Below are 24439 nucleotides of genomic sequence, written 5' to 3'. Positions count from 1 at the left end.
AATGAGCCGAGAACCGTCGAACGGGTCGGCGTTTCGCATACCGGCTAAGGCGCGACCGTGAGCCAGTCTTTGAATCCCGACGGGTCGTGGCGGCCAAGCGCGCCGTGCTCGTAGAGGCCCCAGCCCTCGACCGGGGGCTTGTCGCCGTCGCGGCACACCGCCCGGCCGACGTGGTCGATCACGCCGAACCCCGCGCGGGCGATGATCGCCGGGTCGGTCATGTCGTAGGTCAGCCGCTCGGCGAACTTCTCGCCCTTCCACATGCCGTGGATCCAGTCGGAGTCGCCGCCGTAGCCGCCGCCGACGTGAATGGGGACCGGCAGCTTGGACTCCACGTCGAAGTGGACGCCGGTGCCGTCGGGGGTGGTGGCCTCGATCGTCGCGCCGGTCGGGATGCGGGTGCCGGAGCGGTAGTGGATCTTGACCCGCGGCCAGCCCAGCTGCTCGACGCGGCCGTCTCGCCAGATCCGGGTGCAGTCGTTGAGCGAGCGGAACCCGTTGGGCTCCTCCTGGATGATCAGCACGATCGCGAACTCGTCGAACGCCATCGGCACGTACAGCCACCACATGCCCTCGAAGGGCGGATCGGCGGGCCGCCCCGCGGGCTCGGCCTCGCCGATCGGACGGATGCCCCAGGACCGGTCGCGGCTGCCCAGCCAGGTGTTGGGGTCGACGGTGATTTCCTCGCCGTCGACGACGATGTGCCCGCTCCAGCTGCCGAGCTGGGCGAAACGCTGCGCGTCCAGCGTGACCCGGTTGCCGGAACGCAGGATGTGCGGCTGTTCCTGGACGACATCGAACAGCCCCTTCCAGGTGAGATCGGCTGCGATGCCTTCGGTTTCGTCGAGGACCAGCCGCAGCTTGTTCAGCGGCTCGATGACCTCGATCCGGTAACCGTTGACGTGCTGGTTGAGGCGGTCCTGATCGATGGCGTCCGAAACGTGCACGGCGGTCTGCGTGTCCCCGCGCCGCACGAGCAGGAACGCGTCCTTGACCCCGAGGTTGGGGTAGTAACCGATGCCGCTGATCACGAAGATGTTCCCGGTGCGGTCGTGGGCGTTGAAGTAGGAGCGGTCGTAGAAGTTGCGGTCCGAGGATCCCGGCCACGCGATCGGCTGGGGAATCTGATGTACCGGGAACTCGTCGAGCGGTCCGAGCATTTACTGGTCCTCTCCGATAAGACGTTTCATCAATCCGGCGTGGTAGAACAGCGATTCGACATCGTCGGGCTTTTCGGTTTCGCCGAAGTGCACCCGTCGCGCGCCGGTGCGCATGAACACGCACGCCCACATCACGCCCGAATACACGTAAAACCAGTGCAGGTCGCCGATTTCGACGCCGGTCAGGCGCGCGTAGGTAGCGCGCACGTCGTCCTCGCGCATCACCTCCGGCAGCCCCGGCAGCGTCGCCAGCCCGGCGAGTTCTTGAAACACCATGTGCGCGAATATCATCCACGCCACGTCGAGCTCACGCGGGCCCAGCGTCACCATCTCCCAGTCCAGCACCGCCACCGGCGCGAAGTCCTGGTACAGCACGTTGCCGACGCGCGCGTCACCCCACAGCAGCACCGGTTCGGCGGCGGCCGCCTCGGCGGGCCAGTTGGCTTCCAGCCAGTTGAAGGTGCGTTCCAAAAGCGGCGATCGCCCGATGTCGGGCACCGCGAAGTCATACCAGGACCGCACCCAGTTGAAGTGCTTGCGCAGCGCGGTGTCGCCGCTCAGTCCCTCGGTGAGGAAGCCAAATGTATTCTGCGCGTTCGGAATCGAGTGCAACGCGGCGAGTACTCCGACGGTCGCGTCCTGTAGTTCGCGCTGCCGCTCGGCGGGCGCGTCGGCAAACCAGTTGCCGCCGAACGTGTAGGGCATGACGTCGGGCGGCACCTCACCGTCGACGTAGTCCATCACGAAGAAGGGGGTGCCGAGGACGTCGCCGGTGTTCTCCAGCCAGCGCACCCGGGGGACCGGCACGTCGGTCAGTTCGCCGACCTTGCGGATGACGTCGAACTGATGGTCGAGGCGGTAGGTCGGGAAGACCTGCACGTCCTCGGCGGTGGGCGCCACCCGCGTCACGAGCTTCTGCTGGGTCGGCTGTCCGTCCTGCTGCCAGCGGACGGTCAAGATGATGGTCTCCGACGACATGCCCGTCGAATCCACGCCGCTTTCCACGGTCACCTCGGGTTTTGCGCCGTCGGGCAGTACGGTAGAAAGCCAGCGCGACATCACCGCCGGCAAGGTGGTGACGTCGCGGCTGGAGCGCTGCAGTCGGTCGACGTTGTCGACTGCCGGTTCAGTGGCCACGGGAGTGCCTCCGTCCTTTGGGACTTTTTCGCGGCAATTACGATACGGTAGGTAGCGTTATGAAAGCAGACCCGTCCGGCCTTGACAAGGCCCCCGGCGCCGGCCGCCCGCGCGATCCGCGTATCGACTCGGCCATCCTATCGGCGACCGCGGAACTGCTTGTCCAAACGGGCTATTCAAATATCAGTCTGGCCGCGGTCGCCGAGCGGGCCGGCACCACGAAATCGGCGCTGTACCGGCGATGGTCGAGCAAGGCCGAACTGGTGCACGAGGCGGCCTTCCCGGTGGCTCCCACCGCGCTGGAGGCGCCGGCGGGGGATATCGCCGCCGACATGCGGATGATGATCGAGGCCACCCGCGACGTGTTCACCACCCCGGTGGTGCGCGCCGCGCTGCCCGGCCTGGTCGCCGACATGACGGCCGATCCCGCGCTCAACGCGCGGGTGATGTCGAGATTCGTGGACTTGTTCACCGCGGTGCGGCTGCGGCTGCGTGAGGCGGTTGACCGGGGCGAAGCCCATCCCGATGTGGATCCGGACCGGTTGATCGAGTTGATCGGGGGAGCGACGATGCTGCGGATGCTGCTGCGCCCGGAAGAAGCGCTCGACGATGCGTGGGTGGAACAGACCACGGCCATCGTCGTGCACGGGGTGCGTCGATGACGGGCCGGCTCGCGGGGCGCGCCGCGATCGTCACCGGCGCCAGCCGCGGCCTGGGCCGGGCGATCGCGCTGGCGCTGGCCGCCGAGGGGGCCGCGGTGGCCGTCGGCGGGCGCACCGAAGAGGTCTGGGATGAGCGGCTGCCGGGAACCATCGGTGAGACGGTCGCCGACATCGAGGCGGCGGGCGGACGTGCCGTCGCGGTGCGGGCCGATTTGACCGACCGTGACGAGATCGCCCGGTTGGTGGCATCGGCGCGAGACGCGTTGGGCCCCATCGCGATTCTGGTCAACAATGCGGCCTTCACCGCGCCGGGACGCCCACCGGTGCCCGGCGCCGAGCCGCGCGCGAAACCCGCAAAGCCCAGCGGCGCCAAGCCCGGCTGGCCGGGGTTCGTCAGCACACCCTTGCACGCGTATCGCCGGCATTTCGACATCGCGGTCTTTGCGGCTTACGAGCTGATGCAAATGGTGTGCCCCGACATGATCGAGGCGGGTGGCGGCTCGATCATCAACATCACCTCGGTGGCGTCGCGACTGCCCGGTGACGGCCCCTACGCCGACCGCAGCGGCGGAGTGCTGCCCGGGTACGGCGGATCCAAGGCCGCGCTCGAGCATCTGACCCAGTGCGCGGCATTCGATCTCACCGACCACAACATCGCGGTCAACGCGCTCTCGCCGTCCAAACCGATCCTCACGCCGGGCCTCTCCTACTATGCCCGCAACTTCGACGACACCGCCTCGGCGGACGAATTCGCCCGCGCGGCAGTGGAATTGGCCCTTGTCGACCCTGCCAAGGTCACCGGACGCACCATCGGTCACCTGCAGGTGCTCGACGGCAGTTTCCGGCCGTTCGCGCTGGACTAAGCCGGGGTGGTGGCCGTGACCGCGTTGATGATCACGGCGTGCAGCTTGTGCCTCGGCCCCAGTCCTGGCCCTAGGGCCGTCTGACGTGCAAGTATGAGCAAAGCCAGTGCCGCAACGGCGGCAGGCAACCGGTTGAGTGGTGTGCCCCATGCCTGGTATGGACAAGCCGACAGGGCGGGTCGTGGCCCTGATCGTTCTCCTACTCGTGGTCGCGGCCGCCCTGCGCGGGTATCTCCCGGCTCCGCAGCATGCGGTCCGCAGCGAGTCGGGGGGCCGGGCGGCGATGGTGCTCGTGGTCGCGATTTTGGCGGCGATGCTGGCATTGGTCGCGATTGCGGTCGTCGCGCGGTTGCGGGACCCGCGTGCGCCCGCGCCGTCCGCGGGTGCACTGTCCGACATGCTGGGCACCGGAAGGGGCCGACCGAGTTGGCGCGTGTTGCTGATCGGCCTCGGGGTGATCGTGGTCTGGCTGCTGATCGTGATCTTGCTGACCCGCCTCGTGGGGCCTCACGGCATCGGGCCGGCGCCGTCGGCGTCCGAGACGGGGGCCCCGCCGCCGTCGCATGCGGGCTCGCCACCACCGCACCAGCAGCATCGGCAGCGGCCGCGCGACGGCTCGCAGAACATGCTCGGCGTGCTGCTCGCCAGCACGGCCGCGATGCTGTTGGTGACCGTCGCCGGAACGGTCGCCGCGGCGAGGCGACGGTGGCGCCCGGTGGCGCCCCGCATCGCCGACGAGCCGGCCGAACCCCCGGCGGCCGCGGCGCGTTCGAAGTCACTGGCGCGGGCGGCCGAGCGTGGACTGGCCGAGATGACGGACCTGCGCCGCGAACCGCGCGAGGCGATCATCGCGTGCTACGCCGCAATGGAACGCGAACTCGCACATGTTCCCGGCGCCGTGCCCCAGGACTTCGACACCCCGTCCGAGGTGTTGGCCCGTGCGGTCGAACACCGTGCCCTGCACGCCGATAACGCAGTACAACTGGTGAACCTGTTCACCGAGGCGCGGTTCAGTCCGCACGTGATGAACGAAGGTCACCGCGACGTGGCCGTGCACGTGCTTCGCCTGGTCCTCGACGAACTGGGAGCGCGGAGCGCGGCATGAAAAAGACCACGGCCCTGGGTATTTGCCTCATCATCGGTATCGAGGTGCTGGCGCTGACGCAGCATGACCGCCGATTCGTGTTGGCTGCCTCCGGCATTGGGCTGGCCCTGGTGCTGCTCAGCATGCGGCGCACCCTGGGACGCGGGCACCAAACCGGGGCCGAGGCGGACGCCGACGACCTCGGGGATTCGTTGCGCCGCTGGCTTTCCACCACCGAGACGACGATCCGCTGGGCGGAGGCCACCCGGGCCGACTGGGATCGGCATCTGCGCCCGATGCTGGCCCGACGGTATGAAATCGCCACGGGCCAACGGCAAGCCAAGGATCCCGCGGCGTTCCACGCGACCGGTCGAATGCTCTTCGGTGTCGAATTGTGGGAATGGGTCAACCCCAACAACGTCATCCGCAACGGCGACCGCCAACCGGGGCCGGGCAGGGCGGCCTTGGAAGAGATCCTGCGAAAGTTGGAACAGGTATGACGGAAGGCGCGATTCAGACATGACGCTGCCGGCGGCAACCACGACCGCACACTGCGAGGCGATTCTCGACGAGATCGAACGCGTGGTGGTGGGAAAGCGCTCCGCGCTCAAGCTCATCCTCACCGCGGTTCTCGCCCGCGGCCACATCCTCATCGAGGACCTGCCGGGCCTCGGCAAGACGCTGATCGCGAGATCCTTCGCGGCCGCGCTGGGCCTGCAATTCACCCGTGTGCAGTTCACCCCCGATCTGTTGCCGGCGGACCTGCTCGGGTCGACGATCTACGACATGCAATCGGGCCGCTTCGCGTTCCGGCCCGGACCGATCTTCACCAACCTGTTGCTCGCCGACGAGATCAACCGCACGCCGCCGAAAACGCAGGCGGCGCTGCTGGAGGCGATGGCCGAACGCCAGGTCAGCATCGACGGCGAAACACACCAACTGTCAAGGCCTTTCATCGTGCTGGCCACCGACAACCCGATCGAGTACGAGGGCACGTACCCGCTGCCCGAGGCGCAGCTCGATCGGTTCGCGATCCGGCTCGAACTGCGGTATCTCAACGAGCGCGACGAGACCTCGATGTTGCGCCGTCGCCTCGAACGCGGGTCGGCCGAGCCGACGGTCAATCAGGTCGTGGACGCGCACGACCTGCTGGCGATGCGGGAATCGGTCGAGCAGGTGACCGTGCACGAAGACGTCCTGCATTACGTGGTCTCACTGGCCAACGCGACGCGGCACCATCCGCAGGTCGCGGTCGGCGCCAGCCCCCGCGCCGAACTCGATCTGGTGCAGCTCGCCCGCGCCCGCGCGCTGCTGCTCGGCCGCGACTACGTGATCCCCGAGGACGTCAAGGCACTCGCCACCGCGGCGGTCGCGCACCGCATCACCCTGCGCCCGGAAATGTGGGTGCGAAAGATCCAGGGAGCCGACGTCATCGGTGAGCTGTTGCACCGGCTGCCGGTACCGCGCACCGGCGCCAGCCCGCAGGAGACGGGATGAGTCCGGCGTGACGCAAAGCCACGGGGTCGAGTTCCACTGGCGTGCATCGGGATTGACGCGGGCGATCGCCACCTGCGCGGGGTTTGCGATGGCCGCGGCCGTCATCGGCGCCCGGTGGCAGCTGATCGCGTTCGCGGCGCCGCTGCTCGGCGTGCTGTGTTCGATCAGCTGGCAGCGGCCGGTGCCGGCAATTCGCGTGCACGGCGCGCCCGACGCGCAGCGATGCTTCGAAAACGAACAGGCGCACCTACGGGTGTGGATCACCGACGAAGAGGAAGGGCTGTCGGCCGTCCGGCTCACGATCCCGGACGTCGAGGGGATGGATCTCGAGATCCCCGATTCCGATGGGGGCCAGCAGATCACGGTCACGGCGACGGCGCAGCGGTGGGGCCGGTACTCGATCGCGGCCCGCCTCGACGCGACCGCCCGGGGTGGGCTGCTCACCGGCACGGCCCTCGTCGACGCCGCGGAGGTCATCGTGTTTCCGCTGACGCCGCCGCAGGCGACGCCCATCCCGCAGACCGAACTCCTCGACCGGCTGGGCGCACACCTGACCCGGCACATCGGCCCCGGCGTGGAATACGCCGACATTCGCCCCTACGTGCCCGGAGACCAACTGCGCGCGGTGAATTGGCCGGTGAGCGCGCGCCGCGGCCAGCTACATGTCACCGAGCGGTTGACCGACCGCGCGGCCGATGTGGTGGTGCTGATCGACGGGTACCGGCAGCCGGCGGGACCGGCGACCGCGGCGACCGAGCGGGTCGTGCGGGGCGCGGCGCAAGTGGTGCAGACCGCGTTGCGGCACGGTGATCGGGCCGGGATCGTCGCGCTCGGGGGCAACCGTCCGCGCTGGCTCGGCGCCGACATCGGGCAGCGCCAGTTTTATCGGGTGCTCGACACCGTGCTCGGCGCGGGCGACCGATTCGAACGCACCACCGGCACATTGGCGCCCCGCGCGGCGGTCCCGGCCGGGGCGATCGTCATCGCGTTCTCCACGCTGCTCGACACCGAATTCGCGCTCGCCCTCATCGATTTGCGGAAGCGGGGCCATGTCGTGTTGGCCGTGGACATCCTCGACAGTTCGCCCTTCGAGGACGACCAGGATCCGTTGGTCGATCGGATGTGGGCGCTGCAGCGCTCCGCGATGTATCGCGACATGGCCACCATCGGTGTGGACATCGTGTCGTGGCGAGGCGACAGCGGTCTCGAGCAGTCGATGGGTGTGCTGCCCGATCGCCGCCGCCGGGTGCGCGGGAGGCTTCGTGGATAGCGGTGGCACGGGGGCGCTGGCGCGGGTGGGGGCGCCCGCGTTCGCGACCGGGTTCGGTGTGCTCATGGTGGGGTTGGCGGCGGCCGGCGGTTCGCACGGGTTCGCGGTGGCCGCGTGGGTGGCGGCGCTGATTGGGGTCGCTGTGGGGACGGTCTTCCGTTCCGCCGCGACGGTTGCCGTGCTGCTGGCGGTCGCGACGGTCGTGCTGTCCGATCCGCCGCTCGTGTTCGTCGCGCTCTCCGGGTTGTGTGCGGCCGCCTACCTGGTGTGCCGCCATGCGGTCGGCGCGGCCGCCCCGGTGGTGCTGAGCAGCTGGCCGACGGCCGTTGCCGCCGTGGGGTTTACGTTCGCCGGCCTGGCCGCGACGTCGTTTCCGCTGCAGTTGCCGTGGCTGCCGCTGGCCGCCCCGCTGGGGGCGCTGGTGATCTACCTGTTGGCGATCCGGCCGTTCCTGGCCTGACCGCGGCCCCGACGCTTGCTCAGTGCAGCAGATGCGCGGCGTGATCGGCCAGGTCGAGCAGTGGCTGCGGGAAGATGCCCAGCACCACTGTGACCGCGGCGCAGACCGCGATCGCGGCCTTGCTCAGGATGCCCGGGGCCACCACGTGCGGGGTGTCCTCGGTTGCCTCGGTGAAGAACATCGACACGATCACCCGCACGTAGAAGTAGGCGGCGACGCCGCTGGCGACCACACCGACGATCACCAGGGGCGCGGCGCCCCCCTGGGCAGCGGCCTTGAACACGGCGAGTTTACTGACGAACCCACTGGTCAGCGGGATGCCGGCGAAAGCCAATAAGAACATCGAAAACATCACGCCCACAATGGGTGAGCGCTGTCCCAGCCCGGCCCAGTGCGACAGCGCGGCGTCCTCGACACCGTCGTCGTCGCGGATCAGGCCCACGATGGCGAACGCGCCCACGGTGCTGAAGCTGTAGGCGAGCAAATAGAACAACGTGGAGGACAGGCCGGCGTGGTTGTCGGCGATGACGCCGGTGAGGATGAATCCGACGTGGGCGACCGACGAGTAGGCCAGCATCCGTTTGACGTCGGTCTGGTTCACCGCGGTGATGGTCCCCACCGCCATGGTCAGGATGGAAATCGCCCACAGCACCGGCCGCCACTGATCGTGCAGCGGCGGCAGCGCGACGTAGATCACCCGAAGCAGCGCACCGAAAGCCGCGACCTTGGTGGCCGCCGCCATGAACCCCGTGATGGGGGTGGGGGCGCCCTGATACACGTCGGGAATCCACGAGTGGAACGGCACGGCGCCGACCTTGAACAGCAGGCCGACCGACAGCAGCGCGACACCGACCAGCGCCAGCGAGCTGTCGCCGCGCGCGGCCAGCGCATCCCGGATACCGGTCAGCAGCAGCGTGCCGGTCGCGCCATACAGCAGCGCCACCCCGTAAAGGAAGAACGCCGACGAAAACGCGCCCAGCAGAAAGTACTTCATGGCCGCTTCCTGTGACAGCAGGCGGCGGTGACGGGCCAGGCCGCACATCAGGTACAGCGGCAGGGACAACACTTCCAGCGCGACGAACATGGTCAGCAGGTCATTGGACGCCGGGAAGACCATCATGCCGCCGACCGAGAGCATCGCCAGCGGGAAGAGCTCCGTCTGGGCGGCACCCGCCCGCTCGGCCGCCCGCTCGGCGTCGCTGTCGGGCACCGCGGACGCCTGCGGGGTGAACGAGTCCAGGCCTCCCGTGCCGCCGGAGCCGGCCGCGACCGAAACCCTGCTTTCCGCTTTGGTTTGGGTGCGTTCGGCGATGAAGATGACCGCCATCACCGCGACCAGCAGCACGGTGCCCTGCAGGTACAGCGTCGGCCGGTCGATGGCCATGGCGCCCAGCACCGCGGCCCGCCCGGAGCTCTTGATCGAGCGGCTCACGGCGATGACGGCGACGAACGCCGCGATCAAACCGCCGAGGGCAAGCGTCACTTGGCCGCTGTAGCGAATGCGCCTGGGCAGGAACGCTTCAGCGAGGACCCCCACCACGGCGATGCCGAACACGATGAGGGTGGGGGACAGCAGGAAGTACTGGATGCTGGGGGTGGGGAGGGTCATCGCGGTCCTTCAGCGGTCCGGGCTTCGGCTGGCCTGGGATTTCCCACCGGCACAGTCGGTTTGGGGTCGTGCTGGCCGATGGTGGTCATGGTGTTCTCGACGGCGGGATTGATGATGTCGAGCACGGGCTTGGGATAGATCCCGAGCACGAGCAGCAGCGCGATCAACGGTGCGACGACGACCAATTCGCGCGCCCTCAGGTCGCCGATCTTCTCGTTGCCGGCGGCCACCGGCCCGGTCATCACGCGCTGGTAGAGCCACAACATATATACGGCCGACAGCACCAGCGCGGTGACGCCGAATCCGGCGGCCAGCCAATACCGGTTGAAAGTCCCCAGCAGGACCAGGAATTCGCTGATGAACGGGGCCAGGCCGGGCAGTGACAGGGTGGCCATGGCCGAGACCAGGAAGGTACCCGCCAGGATGGGCGCCACCTTCTGCACGCCGCCGTAGTCGGCGATCGCCCGGCTGCCGTGCCGCGATATCAGGAAGCCGGCGATCAGGAAGACCGCCGCCGTGGACAGCCCGTGGTTGAGCATGTACAGCGTCGACCCGCTCTGGCCCTGGCTGGTCATCACGAAGATGCCCAGGATGATGAACCCGAAGTGCGAGATCGACGTGTAGGCGATCAGGCGCATGATGTCGGTCTGACCGATGGCGACGACCGCCCCGTAGACCACCCCGATGACCGCCAGCACGACGATCAGCGGACGGAAATACGTTGAGGCGTCGGGAAACAGCTGCAGGCAGTAGCGCAACATGCCGAAGGTGCCGACCTTGTCCATCACCGCCATCATCAGCACCGCGGTCGCCGGGGTGGCCTCGACCGCGGCGTCGGGCAGCCAGCGGTGGAACGGCCACAGCGGGGCCTTGATCGCGAACGCGAACATGAAGCCCAGGAACAGCGCCTTGAACACCGCGGAGTCCGCCCCGTAGCGTCCGGAGGCGACACCGGCGACGATCTCACGGAAGTCGAACGTGCCCGACCCGTGCTGCGAGGTCACCACGTACAGCCCGATCACCGCGGCCAGCATGATCAGCCCGCCGAACAGGTTGTACAGCAAGAACTTCACGGCCGCGCGTGAGCGGCCCGGCCCCCCGCCGAAGCCGCCGATCAGGAAGTACATCGGAATGAGCATCGCTTCGAAGAACACGTAGAACAGCAGCACGTCCAGCGCGATCACCGAGATCAGCACCATGGATTCGATGGCCAGCGTCAGCGCGATGTAGGCGTGCACACCGCGTGACGATTGCAAGCTCGGCGAAGCCGGGCGCAGCAGGTCGTCACCATCGTCTTGCGTGCGTTCGCCACCGTCGTTCCAGCCGGCCACCTGCAGCACCGGGATCAGCACCGCGGTCAGCAGCACCAGCACCACCGCGATGCCGTCCACGCCCAGGGTGTAGCCGGCGCCGAAAGCCGGGATCCACTGGTGCTTTTCGACGAACTGGTACGGCGCGCCCCCGGTTTTGAACCCGAGGGTGACGACGACCGCGACCGCGAGGGTCAGGACGCCGAAGATCAGTCCGGTCCACTTGGCGAGCTGTCGCAGCCCGGGCGGCATCAGGATGATCAGCACGGAGCCGGCGAGCGGGACCAGCCACAGCACGCTGAGCCACGGAACCGAATTCAGCGAGTTCACCACAGTTTCACCGCCAGGATCATCGCGACCACCAGCACGGCGCCCGTCAGCATGGACAATGCGTAGTTGCGGGCGAAGCCGGTTTGCAGTCCCCGCAGGCGATTTGACGTCTGGCTCACCAGCGCCGCCAGCGCGTTGACCGAGCCGTCGACGCCCGCGTTGTCGACTTCGACAAGCGCGTGGGTCAGTTGCGCGCCGGGGCGCATGAACACCTCCTCGTTGAAGGCATCGCCGTAGAAGTCCTTGCGGACGGCGGTCGTCAGGGGGGAGACCGACAGCGGAGCCACCCGGGGGATGGGCGCGGTGGCATAAAGCCGGTAGGCCACCGCGATCCCGACGACGACCACACCCAGCGCCAGGGCGCTGCTGACCCAGGCCGGGAAGGCGTGGGTCACTTCCTCGTGTTTCCCGACGACCGGCTCGAGCCAGCGCGCCAAGGTCCCGCCGACCGCCAGCAGGCCACCGGAGAACACCGAGCCGACCGCCAGCAGGATCATGGGCCACGTCATCAGGGCGGGCGCCTCGTGCGGGTGGGTGCCAGGACCCCAGCGCTTCTTACCGAAGAAGGTCATCAGCATCACGCGGGTCATGTAGAACGCGGTGACGCCCGCACCCAGCAGCGCCGCCCCGCCCAGCACGTAACCTCGAACGCCGCCGGCGGCCAGCGCCGCCTCGATGATGGCGTCCTTGGAGAAGTAACCCGCGAACGGCGGCACACCGATGATCGCCAGGTATCCCAGGCCGAACGTCGCGAACGTGATCGGCAGCGCCGCGCGCAGGCCGCCGTAGCGGCGCATGTCCTGTTCTTCGTCCATCGCGTGGATGACCGCGCCGGATCCGAGGAACAGCCCGGCCTTGAAGAACCCGTGGGTGAGCAGATGCATGATCGCGAACGCGTAGCCGGCCGGACCCAGGCCGGCGGCCAGCACCATGTAGCCGATCTGGCTCATCGTCGACGCCGCCAGCGCCCGCTTGATGTCGTCCTTGGCGCAGCCGATGAAGGCCCCGAGCAGCAACGTGACCGCACCCACGATGACCACTGCCAGTTGGGCGTCGGGCGACAGGTTGTACAGCGGGTTGGACCGCACGATCAGATACACCCCGGCGGTCACCATGGTGGCGGCGTGGATCAACGCGGACACCGGGGTGGGGCCCTCCATGGCGTCGCCCAGCCAGGCCTGCAGCGGTACCTGGGCGGACTTGGCGCAGGCGCCGAGCAGCAGCAACAATCCCATGGCGGTCAGCGCGCTGGAATTTTCAGGCCCCGTGGCCTTAGCCCCGGCGAACACCCCGGCGTAGGACAGCGTGCCGAAAGTGCTGAACATCAAGAACATTCCCAGCGCCAGCCCGGCGTCGCCGACCCGGTTCATCACGAAAGCCTTCTTGGCGGCCGTGGCCGCCGTCGGCTTGTGGTACCAGAACCCGATCAGCAGGTAGGACGCCAGGCCCACCCCTTCCCAGCCGACGTAGAGCACCACGTAGTTGTCGGCGACGACGAGTAGCAGCATCGAGGCGAGGAACAGGTTGAGGTAGCCGAAAAACCTTCGGCGGTCCGGGTCTTCGGCCATGTAGGCGACCGAATAGATGTGGATCAGCGAGCCGACCCCGGAGATCAGCAACACGAAACACACCGACAGCTGGTCGATCTGCATCCCCAGGTCGACCTGGAGCTGGCCGACCGGGATCCAGCTGAACACCTTTTGGTGGATGACGCGGTCGTCGGCGGCGCGGCCGAGCAACTCGCCCAGCAGGCTCAGGCCCAGGCCGAATGCCGCGAGGGCGGTAGCGCAGCCCAGCCAGTGCCCCCACCGGTCGGTGCGCCGCCCGCCGAACAGCAGGATCGTGGCACCCGCCAACGGCAGCGCCACCAGCAGCCAGGTGTATTGAGTCATCTTGGCGTCTTCAGCCTTTGAGTAGATTCGCGTCGTCGACGGACGCCGATTTGCGGGCACGGAAAATGGTCATGATGATGGCCAGGCCGATGACCACTTCGCAGGCGGCCACCACCATCGTGAAGAACGCGATCATTTGCCCGTCCAGGTGGCCGTGCATCCGCGCGAACGTGACGAACGCGAGGTTGACCGCGTTGAGCATCAGCTCGACGCACATGAACATGACGATGGCGTTGCGGCGCAACAACACGCCGGCGGCCCCGATGGTGAACAGCAGCGCCGAAAGGTACAGGTAATTCGCGGGATTCACGACGCACCGCCTTGTGACAAACTCGGGCTCCCCTCGGGGGACGGGGTCTTCTTGCCGTCGGCGCCGCGGCTCTGCAGCATCGGCGACACCGACAGCTTCGAGTACGAGCCGTCCGGCAGCAGCGCGGCCACGTCGACGGCGTTGTGGCGGGCGTAGACGCCGGGGCTGGGCAGCGGGGTGGGGTGGCCGCCGGGCTGGAATCGTTCCTGGGAGAGCTCTCGTTGTGTCTTGCGGCGCTCGAAGCGCTCGCGGTGCGCCAGCACCATGGCCCCGACCGCCGCCGTGATGAGCAGCGCGCTGGTGAGCTCGAACGCCCAGAGGTAGCGCGAAAAGATCAGCGCCGCCAGCCCTTCCACGTTGCCGGCGGCGTTCGCGGTGGTCAGTCCGGCGAAACCGCCCGTGGACACGTTGCCGATGGCGGCGATGAGCAGGATGCCGAACCCGACACCGGCGGCCACCGCGGCGACGCGCTGCCCCCGCAGCGTCTCCCGCAGCGATTCCGCCGAGTCCACGCCGATGAGCATCAGCACGAACAAAAACAGCATCATCACCGCGCCGGTGTAGACCACGACCTGAACGACGCCCAAGAACAACGCGTCCTGGATCATGTAGAACACCGCGAGGACGATCATCGTCATCGCCAGGAACATCGCCGAGTACACGGCGTTGACCGCCACCACGACGCCGAGCGCACCGAGCACGGCCAGCGCGCCCAGCACCCAGAACGTCACCGCTTCGCCGGTGGAGGTTCGGGTGATGGTGTCGTGGGCGAAGCTGGATGCCAGAACTGACGTGACGGCGTGGCCCGCGAAACCGGTCACCGGGAGTCCCCGGCGTGCCGGGTGTCCCGCAGCCCGTGCGCGGTCACGTTGCCCTGGTAGTAGTCCTTGTCGGTGGCGCCGTCGGTCCTGGGGTGCGGCGGCGCGAGCATGTCTTGCAGCAGCGGCGCCAGCAGCCGGTCCTTCTCATAGATCAGGTCGGCGCGGTTGTCGTCGGCCATCTCGTAGTCGTTGGTCATCGTCAGCGCCCGGGTCGGGCAGGCCTCGATGCACAGGCCGCAGCCGATGCAGCGCAGATAGTTGATCTGATACACCCGGCCGTAGCGTTCCCCGGGCGAATACCTGAGTTCCTCGGTGTTGTCGGCGCCCTCGACGTAGATCGCGTCCGCCGGGCACGCCCACGCGCACAGCTCGCAGCCGATGCATTTCTCCAGGCCGTCCGGATAACGGTTGAGCTGGTGACGGCCGTGGTAGCGCGGCATGACCGGGCCCGGCTTTTCGGGATACTCCTCGGTGACATTCTTTTTGAACATCGATCCGAACGTCACGCCGAATCCGGCGATGGCGTCCAAGAATTTAGCCACGTGCTTTCTCCTTGCTCGCAGCCGCCAACGACTTCTGGGTCGTCGCCGGCAGCGGCGGTGTCGGGAATACCGGTGTGGAGATCGATGCGGCGGGCAGTTTCTTCGCGTCGCGCCGCAGCTGGCGCTCCAACGCGCGAATACCCGGCGCGCTGAACGGTTTTCGCAGCAACAGCACGAGCGCCGTGGCGAACACGACGCTGCTGACCACCAGCACCGGGGTCCAGTGCGCATACCCCTGGTTGCGCAGCGTGCGGACCACCGCCGCGATCAGCACCCAGACCAGCGAGGCCGGGATCAGCAGCTTCCAGCCCAGTCCCATGAACTGGTCGTAGCGCAGCCGGGGCAGCGAGGCCCGCAGCCAGAAGTAGATGAACAAGAACGTCCACATCTTGGCGGCGAACCAGAGCACCGGCCACCACCCGGTGTTGGCGCCCGCCCACATGTTCAGTGGCCACGGCGCGTGCCAGCCACCGAAGAACAAGATGGTGGCGAGCGAGGAGACCGTCATCATGTTGACGTACTCGGCCAGCATGAACATCGCGAACTTCAGCGACGAGTACTCGGTGTGGAATCCCGCGACCAGTTCACCCTCGGCCTCGGGCAAATCGAATGGCGCCCGGTTGGTTTCACCGACCATCGAGATCAGATAGATCACGAACGACGGCAGCAGCAGGAACACGTACCAGACGTGGTCCTGCGCGGAGACGATCTGTGACGTCGACATGGAGCCGGCGTAGAGGAACACCGCCGCGAACGACAGCCCCATCGCCACCTCGTAGGAGATGACCTGGGCGGTGGAGCGCACCCCGCCCAGCAGTGGGTAGGTCGACCCGGATGCCCAGCCGCCCAACACGATTCCGTACACGCCGATCGCGGACAGCCCCAGGATGAACAGCACCGCGACCGGGAGGTCGGTCAGCTGCAGCGGCGTGCGGTGGCCGAACACCGACACCACGGGGCCGAACGGAATGAACGCGAACGCGGTGAACGCCGGGATCGTGGAGATGACCGGCGCCGCGAAGTAGACGAACTTGTCGACACCGCCGGGGGTGATGGTTTCCTTGAGCGCCAACTTGATTCCGTCGGCCAGGCTCTGCAGGACGCCCCAGGGGCCGGCGCGGTTGGGTCCGGGGCGCCGCTGCATCCAGCCGAGGATCTTGCGTTCGAGCAGAATCGCGACCAGCACGTTGAGCATGAGGAACACGAAGATCGCCAGCGCCTTGCCGAGCACCAGCCACCAGGTGTCGTGCCCGAAGGCGGTCAAGCCGGTAGTCACTTTCCCACTCCGATGTTCACTGTGCTGCCCAGGGTGACGCCGAGCTGGCGGTGCACCGCCGACGCCGACGAGTTCAGCGGGAGCCACACCACCCGGTCGGGCATGTCGGTGACGACCAGCGGCAGGCTGACGGATCCGCGTGACGTGCTGACGGTCACCGCGTCGCCGTCGGCGGCGCCGATCTCTGCGGCGGTCTCCGCGGACAGCCGCACCACGGGTTTGCGCGCGGTTCCCGCCAGATGTGGCTCACCGTCTTGCATTCGGGCGTTGTCCAGCAACATCCGCCAGCCGGCCAACACCGCTTGTCCCGCGCCGGGCTGGACAGGGTCCGGGGCGGCGACGGCCGGGTTCGCGGCGCGCTTGCCGTCCCAGTGCCGTAGCGCGGCCATTTCCTGGCGGGCAGTGTCGACGTCCGACATTCCCAGATAGACGCCCATCTCGTCGGCCAGCGCGTCGAGCACCTGGTGGTCGGACTGTCCGGCCTGCTGGGCGGTGCCGCGCAGCGCGGCCTCGAACGGCCGGAAGCGGCCTTCCCAGTTGACGAACGCGCCAGCCTTCTGTGTCGTCGACGCGACGGGGAACACCACATCGGCGCGTTCGGTGACCGCGCTGTGCCGCACCTCCAGGCTGACCACGAAGCCGGCGCCGTCCAGCGCCGCCAGCACCGCTTGCGGGTCGGCGAAGTCGTCGGGCTCGACACCGCCCACCAGCAGCGCGCCCAGCGTTCCGTCGGTCGCGGCGCTCAGGATGCCGTGGACGTCACGCCCACGGCCGGAAGGCAATTCGGACACGTTCCACGCCTGCGCGACCTGGGCCCGGGCGGTGTCGTCGTCCACCGGGCGCCCGCCGGGTAGCAACCCGGGCAGCGCACCGGCGTCCAGCGCACCCCGCTCACCGGCCCGTCGCGGCACCCAGGCAAGGCGAGCGCCGGTGGTGTCGGCGAGCCGGGCCGCCGCGGACAATCCGCCGGGCACGGTGGCCAGACGTTCGCCGACCATGATGACCGCGCCCGGGGTGGACAGCAGGTCGCCCACCTCGCCGGTGGCTAGGCCGTCCAGCGCCGAGGCTTCGGCGCCGGGCACGGTCTTGATCAGCCGGCCGGACATCTTGTCCAGCGCCCGGCTGGCGAACGGCGCCACCGCGAAGACCGGCAACCCGTGTTTGCGGGCAGCCTTGCGCAGCCGCAGGAACACGATGGGCGACTCGTCCTCGGGCTCGAACCCGACCAGCACGACCACCGGAGCCGATTCCAGGTCGGCGTAGCTGACGGCGATCGGCCTGCCGGCGATGCGCGCCGCCAAGAAGTCGGCCTCTTCGGCCGAGCTCGAGCGGGCCCGGAAGTCGATGTCGTTGCTGTCCAGGACGATTCGCGCGAACTTGGAGTATGCGTAGGCGTCCTCCAAGGTCGCCCGGCCGCCGACGAGCACCCCGGCGCGCCCGCGCGCGGCTTCGAGGCCCTGCGTCGCGACGGCGATCGCGTGCGACCACGACGCCGGTTGCAGCGAGCCGTCGGCATCGCGAACCAGGGGAGTGGTGATCACGTCGGGCTGGGTTGCGTAATTGAACGCCCACCGGCCCTTGTCGCAATTCCACTCCTCGTTGACTTCCGGGTCGTCGCCGGCCAGCCGGCGCAGCACCTTGCCGCGGCGGTGATCGGTGCGCTGTGCGCACCCGGAGGCGCAGTGTTCGCAGACGCTCGGGCTGGAGACCAGATCGAAAGGTCGCGCCCGGAACCGGTAGGCGGTCCCGGTCAGCGCGCCCACCGGGCAGATCTGCACCGTGTTGCCCGAGAAGTACGAGTCGAACGGCTCATTGGCGTAGATGCCGACCTGCTGCAGCGCGCCCCGCTCCTGCATGTCGATGAAGGGGTCGCCGGCGATCTGTTCGGAGAATCGCGTGCAGCGCGCGCACAGGATGCAGCGCTCGCGGTCCAACAGCACCTGCGAGGAGATGTTGATCGGCTTGGCGAAGGTGCGCTTGTCGTCGGTGAAGCGAGAATCGGCCCGCCCGTTGGACATTGCCTGGTTCTGCAGCGGGCATTCGCCGCCCTTGTCGCACATCGGGCAGTCGAGCGGATGGTTGATCAGCAGCAGCTCCATCACGCCGTGCTGCGCCTTGTCGGCGGCCTCGGAGGTGAGCTGGGTGCGTACCACCATGTCGTCGGTGGCCACGGTGGTGCACGAGGCCATCGGCTTGCGTTGGCCCTCGACCTCGACCAGGCACTGCCGGCAGGCGCCGACCGGCTCGAGCAGCGGGTGGTCGCAGAACCGTGGGATCTGGATGCCCATCAATTCGGCGGCGCGGATCACCAAAGTGCCCTTGGGAACGCTGATTTCGATGTCGTCGATGGTCAGTGTCACCATCTCAGGCGGGCGCGCCTCGTTGCCGGTCTCGGTTTTGGCAAGGCTCGTCATCAGCTCGTCATGCCTTTCCGTTCGCCGTCAGCATGGAGTCTCGTGGATCGAACGGGCATCCGCCGCCCTCGACATGGGCGACGTACTCGTCGCGGAAGTACTGGATCGACGACATGACGGGGCTGGCGGCGCCATCGCCCAAGGCGCAGAACGCTTTACCCAAGATGGAGTCGGAAATGTCCAGCAGCTTGTCGAGGTCCTCGGGCGTGCCGGTGCCGGCCTCCAGCCGCTCGTAGATCTTGTCCAGCCAGAAGGTGCCCTCGCGGCACGGCGTGCATTTGCCGCATGATTCGTGCTTGTAGAAGTACGTCCAGCGCTGCACCGCACGCACCACGCAGGTGGTTTCGTCGAAGATCTCCAGCGCCTTGGTGCCCAGCATCGAGCCGGCGCCGCCCACGCCCTCGTAGTCCAGTGGGACGTCGAGATGCTCGTCGGTCAGCAGCGGGGTGGACGAGCCGCCGGGCGTCCAGAACTTGAGTCGGTGACCGGCCCGCACCCCGCCGGCGTAGGCGAGCAACTCCCGCAACGTGATTCCCAGCGGGGCCTCGTACTGCCCGGGGCGGGTGACGTGCCCGGACAGCGAATACAACGTGAAGCCGGGGGACTTCTCGCTTCCCATCGAGCGGAACCAGTCCACGCCGTTGCCGATGATCGACGGCACGCTCGCGATGGTCTCGACGTTGTTGATCACCGTCGGGCAGCCGTACAGGCCGGCCACCGCGGGGAACGGCGGGCGCAGCCGCGGCTGGCCGCGTCGGCCCTCCAGCGAATCCAGCAGCGCGGTTTCCTCGCCGCAGATGTACGCACCGGCGCCGGCGTGCACCACCAGCTCCAGATCGAACCCCGAGCCGTTGATGTCACGCCCCAAATAGCCCGCGGCGTAGGCCTCGGCCACCGCGTTCTGCAGGCGGCGCAGCACCGGCAGCACCTCGCCGCGCACATAGATGAACGCGTGGTTGGCCCGGATCGCGTAGGCGGCGATGATGACGCCCTCGACGAGGACGTGCGGTGTCGCCAGCATCAGCGGAATGTCTTTGCACGTACCAGGTTCGGACTCGTCGGCGTTGACCACCAGGTAGTGCGGTTTGGCGGCCGCGCCGGTGTCGCCCTGCGGGATGAACGACCACTTGGTCCCGGTCGAGAAGCCGGCGCCGCCGCGCCCACGCAGCCCGGAATCCTTCACCAACCCGATCACCGCGTCGGGCTCCATCCCCAGCGCCTTCTTCATCGCCTCGTAGCCGCCGTGGCGGCGGTAGGTCTGCAGCGTCCAGGACTCGGGGTCGTCCCAGAAGCGACTGAGCACCGGAGTGAGCGGCGTGGCGCCCGACGACTCGGAAGTGGTTGTCATTGCTGGCCTTCCGGCGCGCTGGGCGCAGCCATGCCGTGTTCCTTGGCTACCTTCAGGCCGGCCAGGGTCGCGGCACCGGCGCCGCCCTGCCCCTGGTCGGGCCGCTCGTCGGGCAAGCCGGCCAGGATGCGCGACGTCTCCCGGAAGGCGCACAGCGGCGCACCGCGGGTGGGGGGCTTGGGCTGACCGGAACGCAGCGAGTCGACGAGTTCGCGCGCCGACTCGCAGGTCTGGTTGTCGAAGAACTCCCAGTTCACCATCACCACGGGCGCGTAGTCGCAGGCGGCATTGCATTCGATGTGTTGCAGGGTGACCGATCCGTCGGGGGTCGTCTCGTCGTTGCCGATGCCCAGATGTTCTTTCAGGGCATCGAAAATGGCGTCGCCGCCCATGACGGCGCACAACGTGTTGGTGCAGACGCCCACCAGGTAATCGCCGGTTGGGCCGCGGCGATACATGGTGTAGAAGCTCGCCACCGCCGACACCTCGGCCCCGCTGAGTCCGAGCTGCTCGCCGCAGAACTCCAGGCCCGCCGGTGTCAGGTAGGAGTCCTGAGCCTGCACCAGGTGCAGCAACGGCAGCAGCGCCGAGCGCTTCTCGGGGTAGCGGCCCATGATCTCCTTGGCGTCGACCTCGAGCCGGGCCCGCACCTCGGGCGGATACGACGTGGGCGCGCCCTCGACCACGAACGCGTTGGGCTCGTCGGGCGGCGGGCCGAGCCGGAGGAAGACCGGCTGTCCCTGCGGGCCGGTCACCGGTCCACCCCGCCCATGACCGGGTCGATGCTGGCGACCGAGGTGATCAGGTCGGCGACCATCCCGCCCTCGCACATCGCGGCGACCGACTGCAGGTTGGTGAACGAGGGGTCTCGGTAATGCACCCGGTAGGGCCGGGTGCCGCCGTCGCTGACCATGTGCACGCCGAGTTCCCCGCGCGGCGACTCGACCGCGGTGTACACCTGGCCGGGAGGGACCCTGATGCCCTCGGTGACCAGTTTGAAGTGGTGGATCAGGGCCTCCATCGAGCCGCCCATGATCTTGGCGATGTGCTCCGGCGAGTTGCCCATGCCGTCGGGTCCCACCTTCAAGTCGGCCGGCCAGGCGATCTTGCGGTCCTCAACCATGGTCGGGCCCGGCTTCAACTTGTCCAGACACTGCTCGACGATCTTGATCGACTCCCACATCTCGTTCACACGAATCATGTAGCGCCCGTAAGCATCACACGTGTCCTCGGTGATTACGTCGAATTCGTAGTTTTCGTATCCGCAGTACGGTTCGCTCTTGCGCAGATCGTGCGGGAGCCCGGTGGCGCGCAGGATCGGTCCGGTGATGCCCAGCGCCATGCACCCCGTCAAGTCCAGGTAGCCGACGTCCTGGGTGCGGGCCTTCCAGATGGCGTTCTCGTTGAGCAGACCGCTCATTTCGCGCAGCACTTGGCGCAGCGGCTCGAGGGCCTCGGCGATCTCGGTCTGCGCGTTGGGCGGCAGGTCTTGGGCCACGCCGCCGGGCCGGATGTAGCCGCTGTTCATGCGCAAGCCGGTGATCGATTCGAACAGGGTCAGGACGATCTCGCGGCCCCGGAAGCCGACGAACATCGGGGTCATGGCGCCCAGTTCCATGCCGCCGGTGGCCAGGGCCACCAGGTGCGACGAAATCCGGTTGAGCTCCATCATCAACACGCGGATGACGTCGACGCGCTCGGGTATCTGGTCGGTGATGCCGAGCAGTTTCTCCACACCCAGGCAGTAGGCGGTCTCGTTGAAAAACGGTGCGAGGTAATCCATCCGGGTCACGAAGGTGACGCCCTGGGTCCAGTAGCGGTATTCGAGGTTCTTTTCGATACCGGTGTGCAAGTACCCGATCCCGCAGCGTGCGTCGGTGACCGTCTCGCCCTCGATCTCCAGGATCAGCCGCAGCACCCCGTGCGTGGACGGGTGCTGGGGACCCATGTTGACGACGATGCGTTCGCCGGGATCGGCATTGCGGGCGGCTTCGACGACCTTGTCCCAGTCCTGGCCGCCGGCGACCACGAGTGTCTCGCCGGCGCCGTCGTGCGTCGATTCTGTGGTGGTGCTCATCAGTTGTACGCTCTCCGCTCGTCGGGCGGGGGTATCTGTGCGCCTTTGTATTCGACGGGAATCCCGCCGAGGGGGTAGTCCTTGCGCTGCGGATGTCCGTGCCAGTCGTCGGGCATTTCGATGCGGGTCAGCGACGGGTGACCGTCGAAGATGATGCCGAAGAAGTCATAGGTCTCACGCTCGTGCCAGTCGGTCGTCGGATAGATGCCGAACAGCGACGGGATGTGTGGATCACCGTCGGGCGCAGACACTTCCAGGCGGACGCGGCGGGTGTGCGTGATCGACTGCAGCGGGTACACCGCGTGCAGCTCGCGGCCCGCCTCGTGCGGGTAGTGCACCCCGCTGACCCCCAGGCACATTTCGAAACGCAGTTGCGGTTCGTCGCGAAGGCGCTGGGCGACCTGCGGCAGCGCCTCGCGGCGCACGTGCAGGGTGAGCTCGTCGCGGTACACCACGACTTTTTCTATCGCGTCGGTGAATTCGACGCCGCCCTTTTTCAGCGCCTCGGCCAGGCCGTCGACCAGCTCGTCGAAATAGCCGCCGTAGGGCCGCGGGCTGCTGCCCGGAAGCAGGACTTCGCGCACCAGCCGCCCGTAGCCGGACGTGTCACCGGAGCCGTTGACGCCGAACATGCCGCGGCGCACGTCGATGACTTCTTCGTCGGCGCCGCTGATTGCTTCTTTCGGGTCCTGGTCCGGCGAGCTCATCGCAGCAGTCCGCGCATCTCGATGGTGGGCCGGGCCGACAGCGCCGCCTGTTCGGCTTCGGCGATGGCGTCTTCGCGGTTGACGCCCAGCGGCATGTCCTGAATCTTCTCGTGCAGCTTCAGGATTGCGTACAGCAGCATCTCCGGTCGCGGCGGGCATCCGGGCAGGTAGATGTCCACCGGGACCACGTGATCCACGCCCTGGACCACCGCGTAGTTGTTGAACATTCCGCCCGACGACGCGCACACGCCCATGGCCAGCACCCATTTCGGCTCGGCCATCTGGTCATAGATCTGGCGCAGCACCGGTGCCATCTTCTGGCTGACCCGCCCGGCGACGATCATCAGGTCGGCCTGCCGCGGGGTGGCCGAGAAGCGCTCCATGCCGAACCGCGCGATGTCGAATCTTGGCCCGGCGGTTGCCATCATCTCGATGGCGCAGCAGGCCAACCCGAACGTCGCCGGCCACAGCGAGTTCTTGCGGACGTAGCCCGCCACCTTCTCGACCGTGGACAGCAGAATCCCGCCGGGCAGCTGTTCCTCAAGACCCACGTCTTACCTCAATCCCACGTCAGGCCGCCGCGGCGCCACACATAGGCGTAGGCCACGAAAACCGTGAGCATGAACACCACCATTTCGACCAGAGCGAACGTGCCCAGCGCGTCGTAGCTGACCGCCCACGGATACAGGAACACGATCTCGATGTCGAAGACGATAAAAAGCATCGCGGTCAGGTAGTACTTCACCGGAAACCGCTGTCCCGCCGTCGCCTGTGGGCCGCTCACCGGGGTCGCGGTGGGTTCGATTCCACACTCGTACGCCGCCATCTTCGACTTGTTGAAACGTGACGGGCCGGCCAGGCTCGCGATCACCACCGAGCCCACGGCAAAGGCGGCGGCAATCGCACCGAGCACCAGGATGGGTATGTAGACGTTCAATTCGCTCCATGATCCGTACGAGCCGCCTGCGGCGGCCAGGCGGTAACCGGGCTGCTGTGACGAACTGGGTCTGAAGCCCGTCACAGTGATCTTCAACATAGCGTCGCGGCGTGCGGTGCGCTTGCCCGGGGTGGGCGTTTTGCAGTATTGGGCCACCGCGCGCGTGCTGTGCTGCGCGAACTCGGGAGGCGACGCGTTCGGGACGCGCGCCGGGATCAACGGCGGGAGGCGGCGCCCACGCGGTCAGGACCGCCGCAGGCGGTCACCGGAGGGCAAAAGCCGCGGCAGGGCGCGGCTTCGCGTGGGTCAGCGAACCGGGGTTCGCAGCAAATTGAGGACGGTGCGGCCCAGCAGGATGGGGTCGATGGGGTGCGGCACCGCGCCCTCGGCGCGCGACCAGGACGCCAACCACGCATCGTCGGGACGCCCGGTGAGCACGACCAGCGGCGGGCAGGTCTCGAGTTCGTCCTTGAGCTGTTTCGCGATTCCCATGCCGCCCGTCGGGGTGGCTTCGCCGTCCAGGATGGCCAAGTCGATGCCGCCCTGGTCCATTGTCCGCACCACCATCGGGCCGGTCGCCACCTCGACGTAGCTCAACTCGGGCAAATCCGGGTGCAGCTGCTTGCCCAGCGCGCGCATCACCCGTTCGCGGGTGTGGGCGTTGCTGCTGTAGACGAGGATCCGCAGGGCGACGCTGGATTGGGGGGTGGAGTCGGCCACGGTGCAGATGCTA

24 protein-coding genes are annotated in these 24439 nt (G+C 67.9%); 7 read left to right on the top strand and 17 right to left on the bottom strand.

Translation table 11 applies throughout. The features are described from left to right. Positions 1–44: 44 nt before the first annotated feature. Positions 45–1160: an Rv3169 family protein gene (locus AC0KTM_RS18630; RefSeq protein ID WP_238956625.1), complete on the bottom strand. Its 1116-nt coding sequence runs from the start codon at positions 1158–1160 to the stop codon at positions 45–47. After that, the gene (locus tag AC0KTM_RS18625; protein WP_238956624.1) at positions 1161–2297 is read right to left on the bottom strand and encodes a phosphotransferase family protein; all 1137 of its coding nucleotides are present in this window, start codon (positions 2295–2297) and stop codon (positions 1161–1163) included. A 59-nt stretch (positions 2298–2356) separates the two neighbouring features. Between AC0KTM_RS18625 and AC0KTM_RS18620 the strand changes: the two genes are divergently transcribed. The 7 genes from AC0KTM_RS18620 (at position 2357) to AC0KTM_RS18590 (ending at position 8133) form a co-directional block, all read left to right on the top strand. Next, on the top strand, positions 2357–2959 hold the full coding sequence (locus tag AC0KTM_RS18620; RefSeq protein WP_225326385.1) for a TetR/AcrR family transcriptional regulator: 603 nt from the start codon (positions 2357–2359) through the stop codon (positions 2957–2959). Continuing rightward, complete coding sequence (locus AC0KTM_RS18615; protein WP_472416355.1) at positions 2956–3822, top strand: SDR family NAD(P)-dependent oxidoreductase; 867 nt, start codon at positions 2956–2958, stop codon at positions 3820–3822. The genes AC0KTM_RS18620 and AC0KTM_RS18615 overlap by 4 nt, the downstream gene beginning before the upstream one ends. Before the next feature lie 157 nt (positions 3823–3979). Then, positions 3980–4927 carry a DUF4129 domain-containing protein gene (locus tag AC0KTM_RS18610; protein WP_472416354.1) on the top strand — a complete coding sequence of 316 codons (948 nt, stop codon included), beginning with the start codon at positions 3980–3982 and terminating at the stop codon, positions 4925–4927. Continuing rightward, positions 4924–5406, top strand: coding sequence for a hypothetical protein (locus tag AC0KTM_RS18605; RefSeq protein WP_225326388.1), 483 nt, complete (start codon positions 4924–4926; stop codon positions 5404–5406). Before AC0KTM_RS18610 ends, AC0KTM_RS18605 begins: the two co-directional genes overlap by 4 nt. Before the next feature lie 19 nt (positions 5407–5425). Next, on the top strand, positions 5426–6403 hold the full coding sequence (locus AC0KTM_RS18600) for an AAA family ATPase (RefSeq protein WP_225326389.1): 978 nt from the start codon (positions 5426–5428) through the stop codon (positions 6401–6403). Between the two features lie 7 nt (positions 6404–6410). Next, positions 6411–7673 (top strand): DUF58 domain-containing protein, encoded by a 1263-nt coding sequence (locus tag AC0KTM_RS18595; protein WP_238956621.1) that lies wholly within the window; start codon positions 6411–6413, stop codon positions 7671–7673. Further along, positions 7666–8133 (top strand): hypothetical protein, encoded by a 468-nt coding sequence (locus AC0KTM_RS18590; protein ID WP_238956620.1) that lies wholly within the window; start codon positions 7666–7668, stop codon positions 8131–8133. Before AC0KTM_RS18595 ends, AC0KTM_RS18590 begins: the two co-directional genes overlap by 8 nt. A 19-nt stretch (positions 8134–8152) precedes the next feature. Here AC0KTM_RS18590 and nuoN read toward each other — a convergent pair whose 3' ends face one another. The 15 genes from nuoN to AC0KTM_RS18515 all read right to left on the bottom strand — a co-directional run bounded on the left by nuoN (position 8153) and on the right by AC0KTM_RS18515 (position 24426). Continuing rightward, positions 8153–9742, bottom strand: a complete 1590-nt coding sequence (gene nuoN, locus AC0KTM_RS18585) for an NADH-quinone oxidoreductase subunit NuoN (protein WP_238956619.1) — start codon at positions 9740–9742, stop codon at positions 8153–8155. Further along, positions 9739–11373 carry an NADH-quinone oxidoreductase subunit M gene (locus AC0KTM_RS18580; protein ID WP_238957361.1) on the bottom strand — a complete coding sequence of 545 codons (1635 nt, stop codon included), beginning with the start codon at positions 11371–11373 and terminating at the stop codon, positions 9739–9741. Before AC0KTM_RS18580 ends, nuoN begins: the two co-directional genes overlap by 4 nt. A 5-nt stretch (positions 11374–11378) precedes the next feature. After that, on the bottom strand, positions 11379–13274 hold the full coding sequence (gene nuoL / locus AC0KTM_RS18575; RefSeq protein WP_472416351.1) for an NADH-quinone oxidoreductase subunit L: 1896 nt from the start codon (positions 13272–13274) through the stop codon (positions 11379–11381). 10 nt (positions 13275–13284) lie between these two features. Next, complete coding sequence (gene nuoK, locus AC0KTM_RS18570) at positions 13285–13584, bottom strand: NADH-quinone oxidoreductase subunit NuoK (protein WP_008259456.1); 300 nt, start codon at positions 13582–13584, stop codon at positions 13285–13287. Further along, a complete protein-coding gene (locus AC0KTM_RS18565; protein WP_472416349.1) occupies positions 13581–14405 on the bottom strand; it encodes an NADH-quinone oxidoreductase subunit J in 825 nt (274 codons plus the stop codon). The genes nuoK and AC0KTM_RS18565 overlap by 4 nt, the downstream gene beginning before the upstream one ends. After that, positions 14402–14947: an NADH-quinone oxidoreductase subunit NuoI gene (gene nuoI / locus AC0KTM_RS18560; protein ID WP_225326395.1), complete on the bottom strand. Its 546-nt coding sequence runs from the start codon at positions 14945–14947 to the stop codon at positions 14402–14404. The genes AC0KTM_RS18565 and nuoI overlap by 4 nt, the downstream gene beginning before the upstream one ends. Beyond that, the gene (nuoH, locus tag AC0KTM_RS18555; protein ID WP_472417513.1) at positions 14940–16211 is read right to left on the bottom strand and encodes an NADH-quinone oxidoreductase subunit NuoH; all 1272 of its coding nucleotides are present in this window, start codon (positions 16209–16211) and stop codon (positions 14940–14942) included. The genes nuoI and nuoH overlap by 8 nt, the downstream gene beginning before the upstream one ends. A gap of 8 nt (positions 16212–16219) precedes the next feature. Further along, entirely contained in the window at positions 16220–18637 is a 2418-nt protein-coding gene (locus tag AC0KTM_RS18550; protein ID WP_472416347.1) for an NADH-quinone oxidoreductase subunit G, read from the bottom strand. Positions 18638–18644: 7 nt separating this feature from the next. Further along, positions 18645–19985 (bottom strand): NADH-quinone oxidoreductase subunit NuoF, encoded by a 1341-nt coding sequence (gene nuoF, locus AC0KTM_RS18545; protein ID WP_472416345.1) that lies wholly within the window; start codon positions 19983–19985, stop codon positions 18645–18647. After that, positions 19982–20740: an NADH-quinone oxidoreductase subunit NuoE gene (gene nuoE / locus AC0KTM_RS18540; RefSeq protein ID WP_225326398.1), complete on the bottom strand. Its 759-nt coding sequence runs from the start codon at positions 20738–20740 to the stop codon at positions 19982–19984. Before nuoE ends, nuoF begins: the two co-directional genes overlap by 4 nt. Then, the gene (gene nuoD, locus AC0KTM_RS18535; protein WP_225326399.1) at positions 20737–22062 is read right to left on the bottom strand and encodes an NADH dehydrogenase (quinone) subunit D; all 1326 of its coding nucleotides are present in this window, start codon (positions 22060–22062) and stop codon (positions 20737–20739) included. Before nuoD ends, nuoE begins: the two co-directional genes overlap by 4 nt. Beyond that, positions 22062–22769: an NADH-quinone oxidoreductase subunit C gene (locus tag AC0KTM_RS18530; protein WP_225326400.1), complete on the bottom strand. Its 708-nt coding sequence runs from the start codon at positions 22767–22769 to the stop codon at positions 22062–22064. Before AC0KTM_RS18530 ends, nuoD begins: the two co-directional genes overlap by 1 nt. Beyond that, positions 22766–23320 (bottom strand): NuoB/complex I 20 kDa subunit family protein, encoded by a 555-nt coding sequence (locus AC0KTM_RS18525; RefSeq protein WP_225326401.1) that lies wholly within the window; start codon positions 23318–23320, stop codon positions 22766–22768. The genes AC0KTM_RS18530 and AC0KTM_RS18525 overlap by 4 nt, the downstream gene beginning before the upstream one ends. An 8-nt stretch (positions 23321–23328) precedes the next feature. Further along, the gene (locus AC0KTM_RS18520) at positions 23329–23706 is read right to left on the bottom strand and encodes an NADH-quinone oxidoreductase subunit A (protein ID WP_225326574.1); all 378 of its coding nucleotides are present in this window, start codon (positions 23704–23706) and stop codon (positions 23329–23331) included. Positions 23707–24012: 306 nt separating this feature from the next. Then, positions 24013–24426 carry an Rv3143 family two-component system response regulator gene (locus AC0KTM_RS18515; RefSeq protein WP_225326402.1) on the bottom strand — a complete coding sequence of 138 codons (414 nt, stop codon included), beginning with the start codon at positions 24424–24426 and terminating at the stop codon, positions 24013–24015. Positions 24427–24439: the final 13 nt, after the last annotated feature.

This window comes from Mycobacterium sp. NTMscope_Eco_3 (genome assembly GCF_976985685.1).
This window is presented reverse-complemented; position numbering and strand designations above follow the sequence as displayed.

What these genes read in the sequence shown, in the direction of transcription:
- AC0KTM_RS18630 (WP_238956625.1), bottom strand. Translation starts at nt 1,160, where the DNA reads ATGCTCGGACCGCTCGACGAGTTCCCGGTACATCAGATTCCCCAGCCG.
- AC0KTM_RS18620 (WP_225326385.1), top strand. Translation starts at nt 2,357, where the DNA reads ATGAAAGCAGACCCGTCCGGCCTTGACAAGGCCCCCGGCGCCGGCCGC.
- AC0KTM_RS18615 (WP_472416355.1), top strand. Translation starts at nt 2,956, where the DNA reads ATGACGGGCCGGCTCGCGGGGCGCGCCGCGATCGTCACCGGCGCCAGC.
- AC0KTM_RS18610 (WP_472416354.1), top strand. Translation starts at nt 3,980, where the DNA reads ATGGACAAGCCGACAGGGCGGGTCGTGGCCCTGATCGTTCTCCTACTC.
- AC0KTM_RS18605 (WP_225326388.1), top strand. Translation starts at nt 4,924, where the DNA reads ATGAAAAAGACCACGGCCCTGGGTATTTGCCTCATCATCGGTATCGAG.
- AC0KTM_RS18600 (WP_225326389.1), top strand. Translation starts at nt 5,426, where the DNA reads ATGACGCTGCCGGCGGCAACCACGACCGCACACTGCGAGGCGATTCTC.
- nuoN (WP_238956619.1), bottom strand. Translation starts at nt 9,742, where the DNA reads ATGACCCTCCCCACCCCCAGCATCCAGTACTTCCTGCTGTCCCCCACC.
- nuoL (WP_472416351.1), bottom strand. Translation starts at nt 13,274, where the DNA reads ATGACTCAATACACCTGGCTGCTGGTGGCGCTGCCGTTGGCGGGTGCC.
- AC0KTM_RS18550 (WP_472416347.1), bottom strand. Translation starts at nt 18,637, where the DNA reads ATGACGAGCCTTGCCAAAACCGAGACCGGCAACGAGGCGCGCCCGCCT.
- nuoF (WP_472416345.1), bottom strand. Translation starts at nt 19,985, where the DNA reads ATGACAACCACTTCCGAGTCGTCGGGCGCCACGCCGCTCACTCCGGTG.
- nuoD (WP_225326399.1), bottom strand. Translation starts at nt 22,062, where the DNA reads ATGAGCACCACCACAGAATCGACGCACGACGGCGCCGGCGAGACACTC.
- AC0KTM_RS18530 (WP_225326400.1), bottom strand. Translation starts at nt 22,769, where the DNA reads ATGAGCTCGCCGGACCAGGACCCGAAAGAAGCAATCAGCGGCGCCGAC.